This is a genomic window from Cutibacterium sp. LaCa_89 (assembly GCF_058177555.1).
In genome coordinates, this window is sequence record NZ_CP190889.1 from 2,344,740 (window position 1) to 2,364,802 (window position 20,063).

Annotated in this window: 8 protein-coding genes; 3 read left to right on the top strand and 5 right to left on the bottom strand. The window is 61.9% G+C overall.

All coding sequences use genetic code 11. From position 1 onward, the window contains the following. Nucleotides 1-73: 73 nt before the first annotated feature. The 4 genes from ACP8LP_RS10830 to ACP8LP_RS10845 all read right to left on the bottom strand — a co-directional run bounded on the left by ACP8LP_RS10830 (nucleotide 74) and on the right by ACP8LP_RS10845 (nucleotide 14,514). Complete coding sequence (locus ACP8LP_RS10830) at nucleotides 74-5,929, bottom strand: polymorphic toxin-type HINT domain-containing protein (protein WP_484483161.1); 5,856 nt, start codon at nucleotides 5,927-5,929, stop codon at nucleotides 74-76. A 104-nt stretch (nucleotides 5,930-6,033) separates the two neighbouring features. Further along, nucleotides 6,034-10,335 carry a type VII secretion EssC family protein gene (locus tag ACP8LP_RS10835; protein ID WP_221267664.1) on the bottom strand — a complete coding sequence of 1,434 codons (4,302 nt, stop codon included), beginning with the start codon at nucleotides 10,333-10,335 and terminating at the stop codon, nucleotides 6,034-6,036. Nucleotides 10,336-10,399: 64 nt separating this feature from the next. Then, complete coding sequence (locus ACP8LP_RS10840; protein ID WP_484483162.1) at nucleotides 10,400-11,674, bottom strand: hypothetical protein; 1,275 nt, start codon at nucleotides 11,672-11,674, stop codon at nucleotides 10,400-10,402. Further along, nucleotides 11,671-14,514 (bottom strand): hypothetical protein, encoded by a 2,844-nt coding sequence (locus ACP8LP_RS10845; protein ID WP_484483163.1) that lies wholly within the window; start codon nucleotides 14,512-14,514, stop codon nucleotides 11,671-11,673. Before ACP8LP_RS10845 ends, ACP8LP_RS10840 begins: the two co-directional genes overlap by 4 nt. 194 nt (nucleotides 14,515-14,708) lie before the next feature. Here ACP8LP_RS10845 and ACP8LP_RS10850 point away from each other — a divergent pair, with 194 nt between their 5' ends. The 3 genes from ACP8LP_RS10850 (at nucleotide 14,709) to ACP8LP_RS10860 (ending at nucleotide 18,108) form a co-directional block, all read left to right on the top strand. Next, on the top strand, nucleotides 14,709-16,670 hold the full coding sequence (locus ACP8LP_RS10850; protein ID WP_484483164.1) for a serine/threonine-protein kinase: 1,962 nt from the start codon (nucleotides 14,709-14,711) through the stop codon (nucleotides 16,668-16,670). A gap of 151 nt (nucleotides 16,671-16,821) precedes the next feature. After that, nucleotides 16,822-17,103, top strand: a complete 282-nt coding sequence (locus ACP8LP_RS10855) for a hypothetical protein (RefSeq protein ID WP_004809539.1) — start codon at nucleotides 16,822-16,824, stop codon at nucleotides 17,101-17,103. A gap of 480 nt (nucleotides 17,104-17,583) precedes the next feature. Further along, nucleotides 17,584-18,108, top strand: coding sequence for a hypothetical protein (locus ACP8LP_RS10860; protein ID WP_138237606.1), 525 nt, complete (start codon nucleotides 17,584-17,586; stop codon nucleotides 18,106-18,108). Nucleotides 18,109-18,255: 147 nt separating this feature from the next. Here ACP8LP_RS10860 and argS read toward each other — a convergent pair whose 3' ends face one another. After that, nucleotides 18,256-19,926 (bottom strand): arginine--tRNA ligase, encoded by a 1,671-nt coding sequence (argS, locus tag ACP8LP_RS10865; protein ID WP_016666318.1) that lies wholly within the window; start codon nucleotides 19,924-19,926, stop codon nucleotides 18,256-18,258. Nucleotides 19,927-20,063: the final 137 nt, after the last annotated feature.

Below are 20,063 nucleotides of genomic sequence, written 5' to 3' on the forward strand. Positions count from 1 at the left end.
CTCCCACGAAGACGGCCGCCAACCACACCTCAATGACCACATCACACATCATCTCCTGTTCACAACAACGAAACTACCGAAGAAAAGGCACATGACTGATCTTAATCTTCGCAGGAATGAACTTACTCGCCTCCCGAGCAGCCCCTTCTTCGGCAAATATCCAATGGATGGGCGTTGACCCCGCCGCCTCTAGCTGGTGGAGGGCCGTCTTCTGGAGCTTTCTAGCAGCCTTACTCCACTTCGCGGGTAGTAGTTTCGCATATCCGAGCCCCTTGGCATCAATGAGTTCTCCATTCTGGTAACCGTCAAACTCGACACCATTGACATAGTAGCCTTCAGGCCGACCCGTGATCTGCAACTCATAGGCTCGAGCATTCGCACTGCCGTGATTCTTCGATGGCCCCCACTCCCCAGGCCCACCGAGACCACAACCGGTAGCGGTTCCGTTGTGTGCTAGGACCCAGCTGCTGTCGTCGGCTACGTAGTAGTTGTGCAGGTCTTTGACTGTGACGTTGTAGACCGTGGCGATCTGGCCGGTGGCCTGGATCGACACGACGGTGACGAGACTACCAGTCTCGTCGTAGAGCTGGTCGCCGGCTCGTAGATCCTGGGCCTCGACCCAGCCCTTACCATCGACGTAGAACGGGTGCACGGCGGTGGTGGTCACCGTGCCCGACTCAGTCGTCACCTGCCAGGTCGCGACCTGGTCATGAATGTAGGTGTCAGTGACCTCACCGGGCTCAGCCTGGCCCGTTTCCGGGTTGTACGCGGCGACCATGTCACCGGCAACAACATCTTCGATGTTCTTCGAGGTGCCATCAGCCATCAACACCTGGGTACCGGCCACGAAACAGCCGTGCCGGGACACATCGGTCACCGTGGACAGGGCACCCGCGCCACCACCCACCAGGCCCCCACCAGCAGCACCGACCGCCACAGCCTTGAGGCCGCCACGCAGGGTATGGGGGCCAGGGCCGGCCCAGTAGGCCCCAGCCTGGCCGATACCACCGTCGATAGCACCTTCCGTCAGACCAGAAACCACGTTCTTACCCAGACACGTCGCCGCCTTACCTGCGGCCCACTTGCCAGCTGCAGCCCCCAACCCGCCACCGACCAGGCCGGCAGCACCCGAGACCGCAACCTCGCCCCACGTGACAGACCCCGTGGTAGCTTTCTGCGCGATCGTGTCGATACCAGCACCCAGCAAGACACCGCCCAGCGGCCCGCCCACACCCGTGGCCATGAGCACACCACCGGCAGCAACCATCGCGCCACCAGCAACGTATTCCCAGTTGTTCTTCAACCAGCCACCAGCAGCATCCGCAGCCTTGGCCAACGGAGACCGGGCCGCATCGCGATAACCCTTAAGATCTTCATCAGTGAGCGGGCGAAGCCCTAACGGGTCAGAAAAATTAACCGGATCATTACCGGCAAACGCATACGGATTACCCGACCAGCCAGCACCAGCCACACCCGGCAACGGATCAGTCGACAAAAACCCACGCGTGGCCGGATCATAGACACGCGCCTGCATCCACTCCATGCCCTGGACCAGCAACGACCCCTGAGCAGACACCCCCACGTTCGTCGCGACCGCCCACGGATCCATCGGGTTGCCGCCGTGGTCACGCGCCGACCACTGCGGCGGAAGCCACGAGGCGTCAGGGCCATCGACCATGCCAGTGATACCAGCCTCGGTAACCACCGAGCGCGCCCCGTACTGGACCAGCGTCGGCATGAACGACGACGAGTCCCACCACACGCTGTCCTGATCGACGCGAGCAAGCTCACCCAGCGCGTCGACCCACAGCCGCTGTGTCTGCGCGGCGACCTTGTCGCCGTCATGGTTGATCTGCGTGATCGAATCCAAGAAACCACGCGGATCCCACGTGAAACGACGCTCACCTGCCGGCCCCTGCTCACGCACACGACGACCGGCATCGTCATAAGCGTAGGTGGTCGTGCCGTCAGAATTGGTCACCGACACCAGCTGCGAGGCGGCATCATAGGTGAACCGCGACACCGTCCCAGCCGCATCCTCGACAACCATCCGGCCGTTAGCGTCATACTCCCACGTGGTGACCAAGCCCTCGCTGGTCTGGGCCCGAACCAGCTGACCGGTCTGGTCGTAGGAGTAGAAAGTCGTGATGCCGTCAGTCTTGTCTGCCACGACCCGACCGTTCTCGTCACGGGTGATCACCGACTCGCTGATGAAGCCGTTGCGCTCTACACGCTGGCGCACCACGGCACCGTCGGCATACTCCCATGAGGCATACAGCCCATCAGCGAAGACGCTGACGATGCGTCCCAGCGAATCACGGTCGATGACCACCCGACCCAGCCCCTCCTGGATGAAGGCGCTGACCCGATTGCTCGCATCATACTCGTACGACGTGGACTGCCCATTCGGGCGGATCATGCAGGTACGACGACTATTCTGGTCATACTCCCAGCGCACCCCCTGGTCGCCGCGACCACGCCACAGCAGGTTACCGCGGACATCGAAGCGCAACTCGTGGCGGGCATCACCCTCCACGATCGTCGTCGTACGACCGACGAAATCACGGGTGGTGGCAGCCAGCAGCGTGTCATTGACCCACTCCTCGACCCGGCGACCAGCCGAATCGTAGACCCACGACATCGACGCCCCCGCACCATCAACACGCCGAGTGACGCGGCCAGCCGCATCGTAGGAGTACCGCGTGACCCGCCCCAGCGGATCGGTGCTGGTCAGCAGACGACCCATCGGATCGTAGGTGTGCCGGGTCACCCCGCCCATCGGATCGGTGACCTCGCCGATGCGGCCCAGCTCATCGTAGGCGAAGTGGGTCACACCACCGGCGGCGTTAACAACCTCACTCATCTGGCCCGCCGCGTCGTAGCGGAAGCGACGCGTGCCGTACCAGGAATCCTGCGACCACACGACCCGGCCCAGCTTGTCGTACTTCAACCGCGTCAAGCCGCGCCCTGGCTCCCGACGCGCCACCGCACGACCACACTCGTCGAAGGTTGTCGTGACGCGCTCACCAGTCGGCCAGACCTCACCCTCGATACGACCGTCGGCGTCGTAGATCATCTCGTAGCGGTCACCGCCAGTCGAGATCGTCGCAGCCCAGCGACCACACTCGTCGTACTCGTAACGGAAAGTCTGGCCCATCGGCTGGGTGACGGCTACAGGACGACCGGCAAGGTCACGCTCAATCGAGGTGACACCGCCCGCCTCGTCAATGATCTCGACAGGTAGACCCGCCAGGTCGTAGCGGGTCTTAGTGGACGTGGCATCGGCGTTGATATGGCAGACCATGCGCCCGAGACGATCATAGACCGCCTCTTCGCGCTTGCCGTCATCAAGGTAGGCGGTCGGCAGGGCCATCTGGTTAGTTTCATAGCGCCGCACACCGCCAGTGGCATCGGTGGTGGCCTTCAACGTGCCCTCAGCGTCGTAGGAGAACTGCCACACCCCACCAGAAGCATCCTGCATGGACTGCATCCGCGACATCGCGTCGTAGGAGAACTGCCAGGCCGAACCATCCGGCAACTCGACCCTGGTCAAGTTACCCAGATCGTCAACCCGACGCTCCACTCGCCGTCCCAGCTCGTCGATCGTGGCCGACTCCTCGCCAGCCTCGTCACGCTCAACCTCCACACGCCCACCCAGCGGATCGACCGTCGCCAACAGCCGGCCACCAGCGGAATATTCGAAACGCCACACCGCGCCGTCGGGGTCGATGCGCTCGACGCACATGCCGCGCTCGTCGTAGCGGTAACGGGTGGTATGCCCCAGCGGCGTGATCGCCGCCACGACCCGGCCCTGTTCGTCGCGCTCCAACCGTGCGGTGTGACCCGCAGCATTCGTAGTAGAGACCAGGTCACCGTGGGCGTCGTAGCCCATCGTCAAGGTCACACCGGTGGGATCAACAACCTTGGTCAGCAGCGAACCGTCCCATTCCAGCACCGTGACCCCGCCGACCGGGTCAACGATACGCGCCGGGTTCCGGTTATCGCCCTGATAGACCATCTCGGTCACCGAAACCTGATCGTCGTTGATGACGCGGACCTCGATGAGGCGGTCCTGCTCGTCAAAGTCCTGTTCGATGCGGGCACCCGACACGGTCTGCTCAGCGATGACATGTCCCCGAGTGTCAAAACTACGCACCACGGTACGACCCTCACGGTCAGTGACCATGACCTGATTACCAAAGCGATCCCACGACGCCGACTGGCGGTGATCCTCAGCGTCAACGACGCCGACCAGGCGACCCTTACCATCGTGGACATAGGTGTTAGCGCGCGCACCGTCCTCGTCACAGACCACAGTCACCCGGCCCCCCAAATAGGAGTAGCGCGAGAGGCGACCATGTGGGGAACGCTGAGTGACAACACGGCCCTGCCCGTCATAGGTGTTGTCCACCTCGACCACACCATCAGCATCAACGACACGGCACATCAAGCCTTGTTCGTTCCACTCGTACCGATGCGTAGCGGTATCACCAGTGGACTCAACCAGCCGTTCCTGCTCATCGTAGACATAGCCGACCCGGCGACCATCACTGGCCAATGCCTCGACAACGCGGCGACCATCCTGGCTCCACACCAGTTCGACTGCCCGACCGAACTCATGCTCCAGGCGAACGAGGCGATCCTCGGAATAAGTGAAGGCAACACGCGAGCCAGGACCCCGATCCTGGAAGACCGGCCGACCCGCCTGACTGAACGCGAAACTCCCGCCATCATTGTCACGGATAAGGAAAGCCACGCCACCCATGCCAGTCGGCTGCTCAAGCCACAAATTCTCACACTGGGCGCGCCCCCAGCCCTCACCCATGCGACCAAACACGATATGACGCCCGTCAGCCTGGACCCAACGCGCCGACTCGTCCGTAACCACCAAGCGAGACTCAGCCAGGCTCGACCAGCCAGGACCAAAAGCCCCACACACCTGCGACATAGAGTTATACACACGGCCCCACTCAAGGGTCGCCGACCCACCAGTGAAACCCAAATCCACCTGCGGCTCAACAAAATTCCCCGTCGCCGCATTAACCGGATCATCAGCAAACCCCGACGTCGGCTGGCCACCCATAGCGGTGGGAGGATCGACGACGATGTCGTCGCGAGACGACGAGATGCCGCTAGCCTGCAGAGCCGCATCCAGCGCACTATTGGGCACCGCCATGCCCGTGCCGCCAGCATTCACAAAAAGCTCGCGCACCCTGTCGGCCCACGTGATCTCGTCAACGTTCGCCTTGTTCCACGCGGTAAGAGCGGCGGCGACACTAGAAGCATCAAAAGTCACCCACGAGCAGGATCGTGCAAAGGCGGCCAGCGCCGCATCTACCTTCCCCGGGTGGGGAAGCATCGAGTCATTCAGGCTGGCAGTCTGCCTGCTAAAGGACTGCAAATTGCCGGTGTTACCCGCAGATGTCCCATATGCACTACGTTGACCCTCAAGCGCCTTTCGCGGCGGCGGCGGCGTAGCCGGCGCCCAGGCCGTTGGACCGTCCAGCTTCTCAGAGAAGTTAGGCTCAGGCATGTCGTCAGTGTGGAGAACATCAGTGAAGAACTGGGCAAAGTCGCCTCGGTCCTTGCGACGCTGCGCCCAAGCGGCGGCGTCGGCACGGCGCTTGTTTTCGTCGCGGGCCGCCTGATCTAAGGTATCGATTTTAGTAGCCGCATCGTCGAGGTTGCTAGCGATCTCGTCGAGGTCATTCAACTGCTGGGTCCCGTTGGCCTCGAAAAGTTCTGCGTAATACCCTTCGAAGCCCTCAGAACCCTTGTTACGCGCAGCTGCCCGTGCCCCCCGCTGGCCGCGGAGCGCCGATGCGGCAGCACGCAGCACCGAGCGAGTCTCAGACGCGACGCCAAAGTCATAGGCGACGGGCGACATGCCGGACAACTTGTCGAGATTGTAGTCGTCGGAATTGGCCATGGTTCAGCCTCTCGGGTGGGACACTAGAGTGTTGACGAAATACCAGGAAGCAATCTAACGCCTCAGAAGCTCACGCCAGCAGGCTTTCCCTGAGGTTATCGATGTCAGAAGGTGCTGCCGGTAGGCGACATCGCCTGGATAAGTGCCCCCTGGCCGCCCATGCATGCGTAGCCTCGGCCAGAACTGATCCGCACCGGGGCCGAGCGTGGGACCGTGATGCCCAAGAGTTCACCATCGTAGTCACGATTGGGGACCAGCAAGACCCCGCAACGAGACTTACGCACGACCTTCGTCCAATGCGAGTACAGACTACGCAAGTCGTCTGAACGTCCCGCGGCGATCACATGGACGTGCGGCAGATTTGATCCCACCAGGTCCGTGATGGATTGATCTGCATCGTCGAAGCGCTCGGCGTCATCGATGAGCAGGACTAAGGGCGCTGTCCGCATACGCGCGGCCGCCACCAGCGCCGGAATCTCGTCGGGGCCAACCGCCACGTTGTCAAGATCGGAAGAAGCGATGGGGGAACGCTTGGAGCCGATACCCCACACAGCCAGGTCGGTCCCTTCTGCCACCGCGCTCGTACGCAGCGACTCGGCAAGGCCCATCAGCAATGTCGACTTGCCCGATCGAGCGGGGCCGGCGATGAGCATGTGCTCACCTTCGTAGAGCTCGAGATACTGCGGGGCCATGTCTGCTTCCCGGAGACCGATAGGGATCCGCCAGGGCTCATCGCCCAAGTGCGCTACCGCGTCTAGTTCAGTCACGCTGACGTGGTCGGGCAGTTCCCGAACCACCTGCTCCTTATTGGGTGCGCCCCAGCGGTTCGCAATGACTGCCACCGCGTCAGACAGCGGAACAGAAGGGGTTGCGACGTGCGTCTGCAGCTTGGTCACACTAGGCACGCAGCGGCCGGGAACCGGCGACGGGGCCTCAGCGGGTTTCAGGCCACCTGTGCTGTAGTCATAGGGGTCAGCTAGGCGGAACATCCACTTCTGAGTGGTGACCTCGTCGATGGCGGAAGGGATAGCGCGTGCCCGGCTGGTCGTGATGACAAAGTGCATGTTGAGATCTGGGCCGTCAGCGTAGGCGCGGTACATCCCCTCCAGCAGAGCCATGCCTTCGAAATCTTGGTACTCGTCACGCAGGGCGGCCAACCCGTCGATGATGACAACCATGCGCCGGTACGGCCCCGAGGTGGCCCGACGGGTCTCAAGCTCCTGCCGGAGGAAGCGCAGGAGGCGCATCTGCTTCTCACGTCCGCCTGCTCCGGAGCCGACATAGGCCGACGTATGGGGCAACTTCTCAAGGGGCTCGAGGTCGCGGGCACCCATGTCGAGCACGATCAGGTCAAGATCCTTCGGGGCGTAATGCTGCGCCAAGGTCAGCGCGACTGTCGCGCAGGCCGTCGTAGTGCCAAACCCCGGGATCCCGACCAGCATGAGGTTTCCACCGGCCATATCCCAACCACCAGGGATCTGGCGCTGGCGGTCCGGGTCGTCGGAGACCGCGAAGTTGACCTGCTCTCCAACGACCTCGCCCGCCGTTGGGAGGGGCGGGCGTCCCTCAATTGGCCCTGTCTCAAAGCCTGCTAGATCGACTCGTTCACCCAGCGCCTCGGGCCACACGGGCCGCGGTGGGGCGTAGCCAGCTTTCTCGTTCGCCTCGACAATCGCGTCGATCAGCAAGTCCAGATCGGACTTAGCGTCCTTGCGCGTGGGCTTGGGAGGGTTGGGGATCGGCACACCGTCGCGTAGCTCTTGGATCTCGATCGCGTTGTCCTGGTCTTTCTGCGCCGCACCTGTAACCAAGGCGGTCTGGACCGGAGTGATGTCGTCCTGGCCGAGCTTTACGTATGCGCGCCCCTTCTGCGCATTGGCGATAGCGGCAGCGTCGGGAACACCGATAACGTTGTTAGAGTCCTCGCGGCTTTGCACACGCAGTGCTACGCGAAGGTTGGTGTTAGCGAGGATGTCGTCGTTGACAACCCCGGCAGGGCGCTGAGTGGCAAGGATCATGTGGACGCCCAGAGTTCGCCCGACCGTGGCGACGCGCACCAGTGAACTCAGTACTTCCGGAAAATCCTTGGCCAGCATGGCGAACTCGTCGACGACGAGCAGAAGGCGCGGAAGCGGCTCTGAAGGCTTAGCCCGGATGTAAGCGTCGAGGTTGTCGACTCCCTCGCCAGCCGCAGCGAACAGTCGCTGGCGATATTCCATTTCAGCTTCAAGGGCCCGTAAGGCACGGTTGGCCAACTGCTCGTCGAGGTTGGAGATCGTTCCGATGGTGTGCGGCAGGCGCTCACAGGCAGCGAAGGCCGCACCGCCCTTGAAGTCGATTAAGATGAAGGTGAGTTTCGTCGGCGCGTTGCAGGCTGCCAGGCCAGCTACCATTGATCGAAGGAACTCCGACTTGCCGGAACCCGTCGTTCCGCCAACCAGACCATGCGGGCCGTCCTTGACGATATCGAGGCTGTAGACGCCGTTCTCGCCAACCCCCACCGGGGTGGATACTCCCCGGGAAGTCTCCCAGGCGTGGAGGATCTTGCCGGCCGTCGGGGCCTCCAGGTCGATGAGGGGCGGTAGTCGCACCAGGCTGGGTAGGGCGGCACCCGGAGTCTTGAGTTCAGGGTCTTCAAAACGCGCAAGGTCGAGGGCGCAGCGCTGGGCGCGTTCCAAGGTCACACCTGCGAGGACCACGTCGTCGACCTTCTTGAGATCATCCGGGCGGGTCACTGTCGCGGCTGCGTCATCAGCCACAGTCACGACGACCGTACAGGCCGCAGGAAGTTGATCTTCCGCCGCTGCGATAACAATCCCCGAAACCTCCCGGGACATCTCACGTGCGGAAGAAGCCTGCTTATTCATATGACGCCCAAACCCCAGCAGCGATCGGGCGGGAGACTCGCGGCCCTCCGTGAGGACATCGGAGTCGAGGACAAGCAATACCGACATCGTCGGATGGGATTGGATCTCGTCACGCAAGCCACGCAGCATTTCGTTGGAACGCTGGCGAGCGTGCGAAAACCAGCGATCAGCCGAGGCGTTGCCGAGGCGCCGCGTGTGCGGCAGCCATGTTGTCCACTCCCAATCGGTTTCACGGCCCTGGTCGCAGAAGACGCCGATCGTGACATCAGCCGGGCCAGAATGAACCGCGGCTTGGCACACGAGGCTGCGTGCAAGAGCGAGAGCTCCGTCACGGTCGCCGACGATGCCGACGACTCCGGCGTCGCTGAGGTTGACCTCGACAGGCGAGCACGGAATCATGCTGGCCGCAATGACCTTGCGAACTCGCTCATCAGGCCTGCCTGCCCCAGAGCGTTCAACGGGCGGATCCCATGGCACAGCGCCCATCCCTGCGTGGAGACTAAGGAAGTCGTGGGCACCAAAGCGGCGCTGCCACAACTGGGTGGTGGGGATCGCCGCAACACGAAGTGTCGTCGCTGGGTCTGGGCACTCGACGCGCCGCCGCGCGGCTTCTTCGGATGCAGCCTTGGCCAGGTCCCGACGCAGCGTCTCGAGGGCGAGCGCAAAGCGCTTGTCCTCAGACTTGCGTTCCTGCTTACGGCGCGACTTCTGCTCATACCACGAGCCGACGGCCATCACCGGGCTCAGAACCGCAAACATGGCGTACATGGGGTTTTTCATCACCACGACCATGGCGACCGCCATGACCAGCGGCACGACCACCGCAATGATGTTGAACTTTGCGCCGTCAGGGATTTCCTTGGGCTCGGGGCAGACAATCGGATCCGGCCGTGGAGGCTGGCCAGGGCGCGGAGGCCGGTTAAACGGCGCCGTACCTGCTGGGGTGACATTGTGCAGCGATCCAGCGCGCGGCGCGGGATTCTCCTGAAGGCTCTCGCGCAACAGCAGGGTCGAGCCGCCCACGGCCAACGTGGTATCGACGGCGACAGACTGCCCTGCGGATGAGTCCACCTTAAGTCCGTCGGCCTCCGAGGAATACGCAAAGGTGCCGTTCGTAGAACCCTGATCGATGACTCGAAGACCAACATCGTCACGCTGGATGTGGACGTGATCCCATGAAACGCTGGCGGAAGCGATCGAGAGGTCGGCATGAGGAGAACGGCCGATGGCCAACGGTCGGTCAACGGGAAGCTGCAAGACACTGCCAGCCTCCATGCCTCCAGCCTGGGTGATACTCCACCCCTTCAGAGGAAGCGCCGGACGCAAGGGTTCGCGAGAGATACGCATGCCATCGAGCAACTCCAGCCGAGCAAGCAAACTGTCGGCGCGGACCTCTCGGTCGTCAAGCCACAGAGTACTATCCGCAGCCGGACGTGTGCCGGTCACATTCTCGACCAAGTCAGCCAGGGTAGCCTTCGCGGAGAAGCGAGCCACATCTAGGTCGCGCTGGACTGAGTCGAGATTGAACTGAAGGCGCACGCCTACTCCTTCTACATGGTTGTCAGGGATGGTGGAGCTCGACCCCGAGGGACGCTTACGAACGCTATGGCCGAGCAGGGAACCACACAAGCGGAGCCACCCCCGACGCCGGAGCTGGCCGTAGCCCAAGTGTGTCTTGTCCGGAACTGAGGGGAACTACGCGGTCCTTCGGGAACGCCGCCGGGCGCGTGAAGTCCAGCGGGCTCCCAGTAATTCCCTGGTCATATCCAACGGTCATGTTGGCAAGACTGGCCGACACTGCCCCAGAGTCCTTCACCTGTGCCTTCTCCACTGCGCGAACCAACGCCACGACGGCGTCGTGGCTACGGCTATCGGCTACTGCGGCGACAGTGCTGAAGGAGTCATCCCCTACCGGGTTCTTGGCACCGGGGTCGGCGGCCAGCAAGCGCAGTCCGGCGAGATAAGCTGACATGGATCGGGCCGCTTCGTCGGTGCCCAGGCTCTGTGCGTCACCGCTCGCCGCTCCGACGGAGAAGAGCTCGGTGGAAGCAGTGCCATTGGCCTTCACAAGCCCCTGGTAGAAGCCGGGGCTGAGCGCCTCAGGCGTCAGCACGACGGGAACGTGGGAGCCGACGCCCTGGATTAGTGCGACGGTCTGGCCCAGCGTGAGAGCCGGGCCCGCAGCGACGATCCCCTGCGGCTTACTCCGGCCGAGAGTCTTTGATAGGACCTTGGCAGAAACGCTGCGGTCGATCTTCGGGTCGAGCGGCAGCATTCGGGCACCCTCGATCCCCTGCGGGATCTTCCCGCCGGCATTGATAGTCAGCAGAGGATCCAACTTTTGCTGCGTGATCAAGTTGGCCATCACCGCAGCGATGTCCTCGTCACTCGGCCCGGTGCTCCACGCGCCGGTCGGCAACGACGTTACATCGGAGTAGTACGGTAAGAGCACTGGGGTGCCGCTGTGAGCCGCAGCCTTCACACCCGCAAGGAGGTGATCGCCGGTTGATGCATATACGATACCGCTGACGCGGGCCTTGCGAGCCTTCGCGACAGCCTCCGCCGAGCCTGACGCGGTCCCGTGATCGTCGAAAACCGTCAGACTGATCTTTGTCCCCGACATCGCGAACCGATGGATGGCAACTTCGGCGCCAGCGGCAGCATCGCGCCACTCGCTGCCTTGCCCGGGATCAGAGGACAGCGTCAAGATCAGCGCAATGCTCGTGTCCTTCGGCACGTCGGCATGCAACTGAACAGGTACTGAAGCGGCCGGTGGTTGCGGCTTTTCCCGGTGCTGCATGCTCCACACCCCCCAACCGGTTACGGCGACAACAAGAACTGCTGCTGCGATGAGAAGGGCGTAAAGACGCTTACTCACTTGGTGGGTCCGATCGTGAAGTTGTAAACCGTTTGGGCGTCGGCACCAGCAGGAACCTTGGCACGGAATGCGGGAAGCTCGCCCTGAGACTCCGTAGCCGCCTTCAACTGGGCCTGACGCAACAGAAGTGTATCGATGTCGCGGCCTCGCACCGAGGCATACTCCGTCGCCGCCCCCGAGGCCATGGCTAACTGGTAGTCGGCAGAGCCGACCTTGGCTGAACTAGTAGCCATGGCACCGAGCAGACCGCGACCCTTGACCTTGCGATCGCCGAGGTCCAGCAACACCTTGTTCAGGTCAGCCTGAAGTAGAGCACCAGCGCCAGACAAGTCACGCGAAGAACGCGAGAAACTTGACGCGATGTCAGCCAGATTGGTTTCGACCATCTCGTCAATGGCTTCTCCCAACTTGGCACTGGATCCAGCCAGTTGGGCGTCCTCCTCCCTAATACTCTTTGTTCCGTTGCGGGAGATAGTCACGCTGGCGGAGTTGAGGCCCTTAACCGACGCAACGAACATGCTGCTGACGCCTGATGCATCAACCAAGGTGTCCTCGACCACGCGTCGCTGAGTCTGGGTCATGGACTTGGCAAGGTCCGTGCGTGCGTTTGCCGTGGCGCGACTGAAGCCTTCCGTAATTGCGGCGCTCAGACCTTCCTGTTGCGCCTGGAGCGCCGTCAGACGGGGGCCCATGTGATCCCGGCCTTCAGCCAGGCTGGCAACCGCCGCCTTCAGTTCCTGACTATACGAATCGCTGAAGGTATGGCCTTCTTTCAACGCAGCGATGCCATCGTCGATCCACTTGATGCCGAGGTTAAAGGCGTGATAAGTGGTGGGATCGTCATCCGGAGCATCTACCACAGTCCAGTTGATGACCTCTTGCCATGCTGCAGACTGCTTCTCGAGCAGGCTAATGGCCGCATCAATCCCTGCCAGCTGATCGGTCAAGCGCGTCCGCATGTCATCGGTGGCCTTCCACTTGGCCGGGCGCTGGGACGCGCGGGTCCTCCGGCCAGTGCACGTCGTCCCTGTCGACATCGCGCGCAACTGGTCGCGCGTGTAGGGGGCAGAGGGGGCTGCCGGAGCCGGGGTTGGGGTTGTCGGAGTCGGGATTGGGGTTGTCGGAGCTGGGGTCGGATCAGGGCTAGCCGAGGGGTCCGGGGTGGCCGACGCCGAGGCGCTGGGGCTGCTCGTTAGGCTGGCAGTGGGCCCCAACTCACAGACGCCGTCGGCAATGGCCTCCATTTGAGCCAGCATGCCGGTGGCGGGGTCGGCGATCTCAGTCCTCTGGGCCCGCAGCCTTGCCAATGCCGCATCCACGTCGGACTTTTCGCTCTCGGCGTGGCGGTGGAGGGTAGTCATTCCATCCTCAATGCGGCCTTTCGCGGTTCGAAGGTCGTGCAACGCTTCAGCGTAGTGACCATCCATTACTCCACCAGGACCAGCGAGGGTCTCCAAGCCCTTCACACCACTGTTAAGTTCTTGAAAGCCGGTTATCGCATCATTTACGGCCGTCGGATCCAGGCTCGCGACGAGTTTCTGCCCCTCCTCGTTGATCCTGAGTAGCGAGTTGTCCATCGTCATTTGGGTCGTGCGCAGGCCACACGTGACCGAGCCCGACGCACGAGGGTCCATGCACTGCTCCGCAGTCGGGGTAGGCGGGCCGACGGTCAACAACAGTTGTCTCACCACCTGCGCCCGGCATTTATCGGTTGCGGTCGCATAGCCGTTCAACTGGCTAGAGACTTGCATGAGGTTGCCGTAGACGCTCGTGGCAGCGTGAGGAGTTGCCACAGTCGACGCGCAGCCCTTCGAGTCGACACTCGGGGTGGGCGGCGTAGCTGTCGTATCGCCGAGCATGGCGTCCATCATGGCCACCGTCGACTGCATCTTGGAGAGCAGCATAGAGCGGCTGCTATTGAGAGTCGTAGACAACTGCTGATTGAGGCTCTTGAGTTGCTGGTCAAGGTACTTGACCGATGCCGCGACGGACGTCGTTGAGCTGTTCAACTCGGCAATGGACTTGTCGCCCAGTGTCTTGGACGAGGCATCAAGATTAGAGCGAGCATCGCCGATGGTCTTAGACGAGCGCGCCAGAACTTCATTGACCTGGCCGATGAGTTCGATGGTCTTGCGTTGCAACTCAATCTCGGAACCGGTGTCCTGATTAAACGACGAGTCGAGCAGAGAGGCGACAGAAGGATCAGTGATTAGGCCAGGCTGGACCGAAACGTTGAAGGTGGGGGTCTCAAAGTCCTTGACGTCGGCGACCATGCGCAAAGTGGCGTTGGCATTCAACTGTGGCGGCGCCAGGATGGTCGCCCACTGCACGGTGGCCATTCCCCGCGAGTTGCGGCTAAGAAGCCCGTTTGTAACTTTGGCGTCGGTGAGGTCACCTGTGACAACGCCACCCGCAGGAGTGTTGTTCAAGACAGTGGAAGCGACAACTGTCATTGGAGCGCCAATGAGTGCAGTACGGGTTTTACGGACGCCTGCGACGTCGTAGGCGACCTCGCGGGGTTTGACAGTGAGGTTCTCTACGGCCAGATCAATCTCGACTCGGCCACTGTAGCCCTTGAGTTCGTCAAGGTTGGTGCCCGACCTATCCTTCGTTCGATAGGCGGTCTGAACGCGTATTGGCAGGTCACCTACGACCTCGCGTGGAGGGAAGGACGTTTTTACCGTGGTGGCCTTGGCAGGATCATCGGCAACCGACACGGTGGTGCTGCCGATGGTCTGGATCGACGCATCAGCCCGCATTCCCACCTCAACTGACTGCAGGACTTTGTGGACCGGTCCTTGACTCACGTCCTTGGCATTGCACCCAGTACCTGTGGCCATCAAAGCGATTGCTACAGCACCTGCGACAAGTCTGCTGCGTAGCGATGATCGTCCAGAGTCCTGTGAAGTCATACCGGTCCCTTCCAGATGCCAAAATCCCCGCTAAAGCATAGGCCCTGGAGGTTCACCGCCACACGATAGTCTGAGGCGCGACAGGATTTCGGGCCGGCATCGGCATCGTGAGGATGAAGAACATGGAGTTCACTGCCCCTTTGGGGGCCAACTACCGCCTCGGGGACACACTGGGCCGTGGTGCGGCTGGTGAGGTACGGCTAGCCCAAGACGCCCGCACTGGCGAGGTGTTGGCGGCGAAACTCTTACACCGCGAACATGCGCAGGACCCTAAGTTGGTTGAGCGCTTTGTCCGAGAACGCTCGCTGCTCATGAACCTTCATCACCCGAACGTCGTCGCGATCCACGACCTTGTCGTCGAGGGCGAGCAGTTGGCCATCGTGATGGATTACATGGACGGCGGCTCCCTGCGCGATGTTCTACAGCATCGTCGAACCCTTCCCCCGGCACTCGCTCTGGTTGTCATGTCGCAGGTCTTTGACGCCATGGCAGCAGCTCACGCTCAAGGCATAATTCATCGCGACATCAAGCCGGACAACGTGCTGTTGGAGAAGGGCTGGGAAGATCTCCCCGGCGACGCAATCAAGGTCAGCGACTTTGGTATTGCTAGCATCCTGACTGCTCGTGTTCGCACTACCACAGGCCTCCTCGGGACGCCGGAGTACATGGCACCTGAGATGATAACGACGGGCGAAGGTGGCGCAGCAGCAGACGTCTACGCGGCTGGCGTCATGCTCTACGAGTTACTGGGGGGTCGCACCCCATTCGCCGGGCCCGGAACAGACTTTGCCGTCGCATACCGGCATGTGAGTGCCCTCGTGCCGCCCTTGCCGGTTTCTGAGGAGGTGGCGTCTCTTCTTACCGGGCTCCTTGACAAGGCGCCCGCCAACCGTCCCACCGCCAGTCAGGCTGCGGCGGCGCTGCGGAACGCTTCGGCCCACTGCCAGAACCAACCTGCGCTAACGCCGATAAGTGGCCCCGAAGACTTCGTGATGGAAGAACGGCCAGCAACCGCAGTTCGTGGCATCGTCACGGAGCGGCCCGCTGAGTCGCATGCGCCCATCACAATGGGAGAGGCACCCGATGTCGGACGCGCCGAGGGTGCAACGATGCTTCGGTCTATGACCCCAACCCGAGCGCCGGAGCCCATCGCTGACCAGCCAGAACCCGCCCTGGTACTCGAGGACAACGAAGCCCCTTGGTACAAGAAGCCACAGCAACTCATCAGCGTGATTCTCGGGACTGTGCTGGTGGTAGGTGGTCTTGCGTGGCTGTCAATGACCATGAACAATCATGGCGACAAGCCGACCAACACGGTCAGCGCGAAGGCGGCTTCCGTCGATACCACGCTACCCAGCGGCCTGACCGTGCAGCGGTCCGCTGAGTCCAATGAATCTGGTGGGGCCGTCCTCACTTTTACCTTCTCCGCCCAGAAGGCTGAACTGCACGGACCGATTCTCCAAGTCATCGGACCTTTAGAACAGGGCAAGCCCTGCCCGACCCTGTCATGGCAGGGAGATGTCAAGGCGACCCCCCACAAGGCGTCAACTACTGGCATCCAGGCCACGTGCGGCTGGAGTATCGATGATCTCACCATCCATAAAGGGGCCAGCGTCACCGTGAAGGCGGTGATCCTACCGGAGAATGGCTCAGCTCAGGACCTCCAAAAGTGGCTCGATGATCAGGCTACGGCTACGCAGAAAGCGATCACTGACGCGGAAACCAAGTCGGTGGCCTACCCTGTCCAGCGCCTCACTGATATCCAATTGATCGTCCCGAAACGCGCGGTTGGAGGCGAGACGATCCGCATCAGTCTAGTGCCTGTGTGGCCGAGCGGACCTGACCGGTTGAACGTGCTCTATCGCAGTCCCGCAATGGGGGAGGCCTCGACGATGCTCCAGACGGTGGGCGGCGAGAACACTGTTCGATTTGTGGATGGATGTGGCGGGGCTGTCAACGTCTCCGCCGATGGCCTCGTCGTCACAGCGGTCAACCCGAATCCCAAGTGTACGGTGCGAGCCAGCGTGGGTAACTTCACTGACCTCACGTCGCCTGAGTTTGCGATCGTCCCTCGAGGCGGCTAACGGGTAGTTATTGGGGAAGGCGAACCGGTTGAACCATCTCCCTGATAACGTCCTGCTTGTCTCACGCAGTTGGCTTTCCTACCGGGTAGGCCCTCCGCTAGACGTACATCATTAGCCCCGGCCCCACGGCCATCTAACCCAGGAGCAAAGAATGTCCCGAGTTCTTTCTACGGAAGAGGCCAAGTCGGCCATCAGCCAGATCCAGAGAATCATCCAGGGTGGTCTCAACGACCAGATCCAGGCGCTCGACGTCCAGGGCCAGATCCTGAGCCAGCCGAATGTCTGGGACGGCCCCCTGGCCCAGCAGTTCCGCTCAGAGACGTGGCCGCAGACCAAGTCCGCCCTTGACAAGGCCCAGCAGGAACTCGAGGAGTTGCGTGCCCAGTTGGAGAAGATCTCTCGCGACATCTTCACTGCTGGCGGCGGCGCCTGAGCGACGCACCTCACGCTACTCGGCGTCGGCGGCCCGCTGGACCGTCGACGCCTTTTGTTATTGCCCATCATCGGCCCTTGGACCGCCTGTACGTCTGGCGCCAATCACGGATGGACACGTGCTCTGCCGTACAAGGAGTTCCAAGCCCGACGATGAGATGGACCTTGCGTAGCTGAGCCCTCACACTACCCCCTGGGAACAGTGTGAGGGCTCAACTCCTATGCGCGACTTGATCGAGTATGCCCACCCAATACTGCGGGCGTTATCCACCATTGCACTCGCAATATCGACCCGCGGATTCTCGCGCCTATGAGCTGCAGATCGCAGGCCGGGCTGACGGCTGCTGAGGCGGCGCGTCGGTTGGTTCCTATGAAGATTAAGATCAGTCGTATCCTTGTATTCGATAATCACGTTTCCGTGAAAAGGAGATGATCTTTGATGTGGTCACTAGAGTGTGCTTGGCGGCCATCTTCTCCGGGGATGGAGGATGTTGCTGCGCGCGTGGTTGAGTGGTGTAGCCAGGTGGGTGGTCTTTATCCTGAGTTGAGCGAATGGCGATTCACCGCAGACTCGAAACGGGCGGCGTTAGCCACACAATCGGCTACCGAGCATGAGCTGGTCCGAAGTCTCGTGGCCGACGGGGGTATCGCCTCTATCTGGGCCCCGCAGGGTCATCTCCGCGTGGACGTCAGCGCGGATGAGTACGCCAAGCAGAAGAATTTGTTTCGCCTTGTGGCAATGGGGAGATCACCGGCCAATGTGGACGAGAATGATGAGGATGTGGCCATGATGATGACAGAGATGGCCTGTCGCATTTTTTCGCCTGAGTATGTCAACTGCGGGAACGCGAAAGCGGAGCCGATGATTGACGACGATGCTCTTGTGTCAGCGGTGAACTATGCGCGTCGAGACATATATGATTCGTATCCAGATTTTGTGCGGGCGGCGCGGGTCATACGTACCACAGCGGAGGGAGTGTTCTTCGCTCGCCCCGAGGAGGACTAGCAGGTACTCGCGGATTGAAGGCCTCGACACCCTCATCTGTGAAAAGCCCATATACCGCGCAATACATACCTTTTCCCACCGCACCGCAAACGTGAATGCCGCGGCCACAATGGGCCGCGGCATTCACATCGTCAGAACGTACAATGATCACATTCGGTCGGGAGCGTCAATACCCAACAAGTCCAGACCGCGCCCCAAGACTCGACGGGTGGCGGCGCACAGAGCCAGGCGGGACCCGCGCACCTCACCGGTACTACGAAGCACCGGACACTGCTCGTAGAAGACTGAATAGGCGCCAGCCAGCTCGTAGAGGTAGGTGCACAACTTGTGCGGGGTCAGGTCGTTGGCGACGACCTCGACAACCTCACCGAAGCGCGACAACAGCAGGGCCAGCTGCTGCTCGGCCGGCTCGTCGAGAACGCTGATGCGACCCCACACCATGGACTCCAGGTCGGCCTCGGGGTCGACGTTCGGGTTCGCCTCGGCAGCCGCCTTGCGCAGGATCTGGGAGACGCGGGCGTGGGCGTACTGCAAGTACGGGCCGGTATCACCAGTGGTCTGCACCATACGCTCGGCGTCGAACACGTAGTCCTTCTGCAACCCGGTCGACAAGTCGGCGTACTTGATGGCGGCCAAGGCGATATTCGGCGCAGCGTGGGTCTCAGCCTCGTCGAGCAGACTGGCCAGGCTGACCGTTCCCCCGTCGCGAGTCTTGAACGGACGACCGTCGGGGCCAAGAACCATCCCGTAGCCAACGTGCTGGGCCTCGACATCGTCGGGCAGGAACTCAGCCATCCGAGCGACCTTGAACAGCACCTCGAAGTGGTGGCTCTGACGGACGTCGGTGACGTAGATGATGCGATCGGCCTTGAGCTTGCCGACCCGGCGACGGATGGCCGCAAGGTCGGTGGCGTCGTAACCAAAACCGCCGTCGTTCTTTCGGACGATCATCGGGGCGTCCTGGCCCTCGACGAAAACGCACAGGGCACCGTTGTCCTCGACAGCCAGGCCGTCGGCCTCAAGCTCGTCGACAACCCTCGGCAGGTCGTCGTTGTAGGTGGATTCACCGGCGAGGTCCTCGTCAGTTAGCAACACCGACAGGCGGGCGTAGTTGACGTTGAACCCTTCTAGAGAAACGTCAATGAGGGTGCGCCAGATGCGCAGGGTCTCCTCGTCGCCACCCTGCAGCTTGACGACGCGACGACGGGCACGATCAGCAAACTCGGGATCGGCGTCGAACGTCTTCTTGGAATCCTTGTAGAGCTGCTCGACCTCGGGCAACTCGAACTCGGAGACGTCCATCCGATTCTCGACGATGTACTCGACGAGCATGCCGAACTGGGTGCCCCAGTCGCCCAGATGGTTCTGTGGAATGACGGTGTGGCCCTGAGAGCTGAGCACCCGATTGAAGCAGTCACCAATGATGGTCGAACGAAGATGGCCAACGTGCATCTGCTTGGCGACGTTGGGGGCCGAATAGTCGATGACGACCCGCTGCGGCTGCTCAACCTGGACGATGCCGACGTGGGGGTCGGTGATGAGGTCGGATGCGACGCGGGCCAGCACGTCGGAACGCAGACGCAGGTTGATGAACCCCGGGCCGGCAATGTCAGGGGTCTCGCACAGGTCCTCGACATCGAGCTTGGCGACGATATCGGCAGCGACGTCGCGAGGCGGGCGTCCTTCCTCCTTGGCCAGCCGCAGTGCGACGTTGGACTGGAAATGCCCGAACTGTGGCTTCGTAGCGGGGCGCAACTGAGGATCAGTGCCGGTGACGGCCTGGATCCGGGCAGCGAGCTGAGTAGGAAGAGACGACATAGCGCTATTCTCCCACGGCGTCGATCAGCTTCTCCACCCGGCGCGAGGCGGCTTGGAGAGGGGTCAGCATGGGCGGTGGCGCCGGGGAACAGATGAGACGGTTCCTACGTTGTCCCTGGTGACCAAGCACGCGAGCA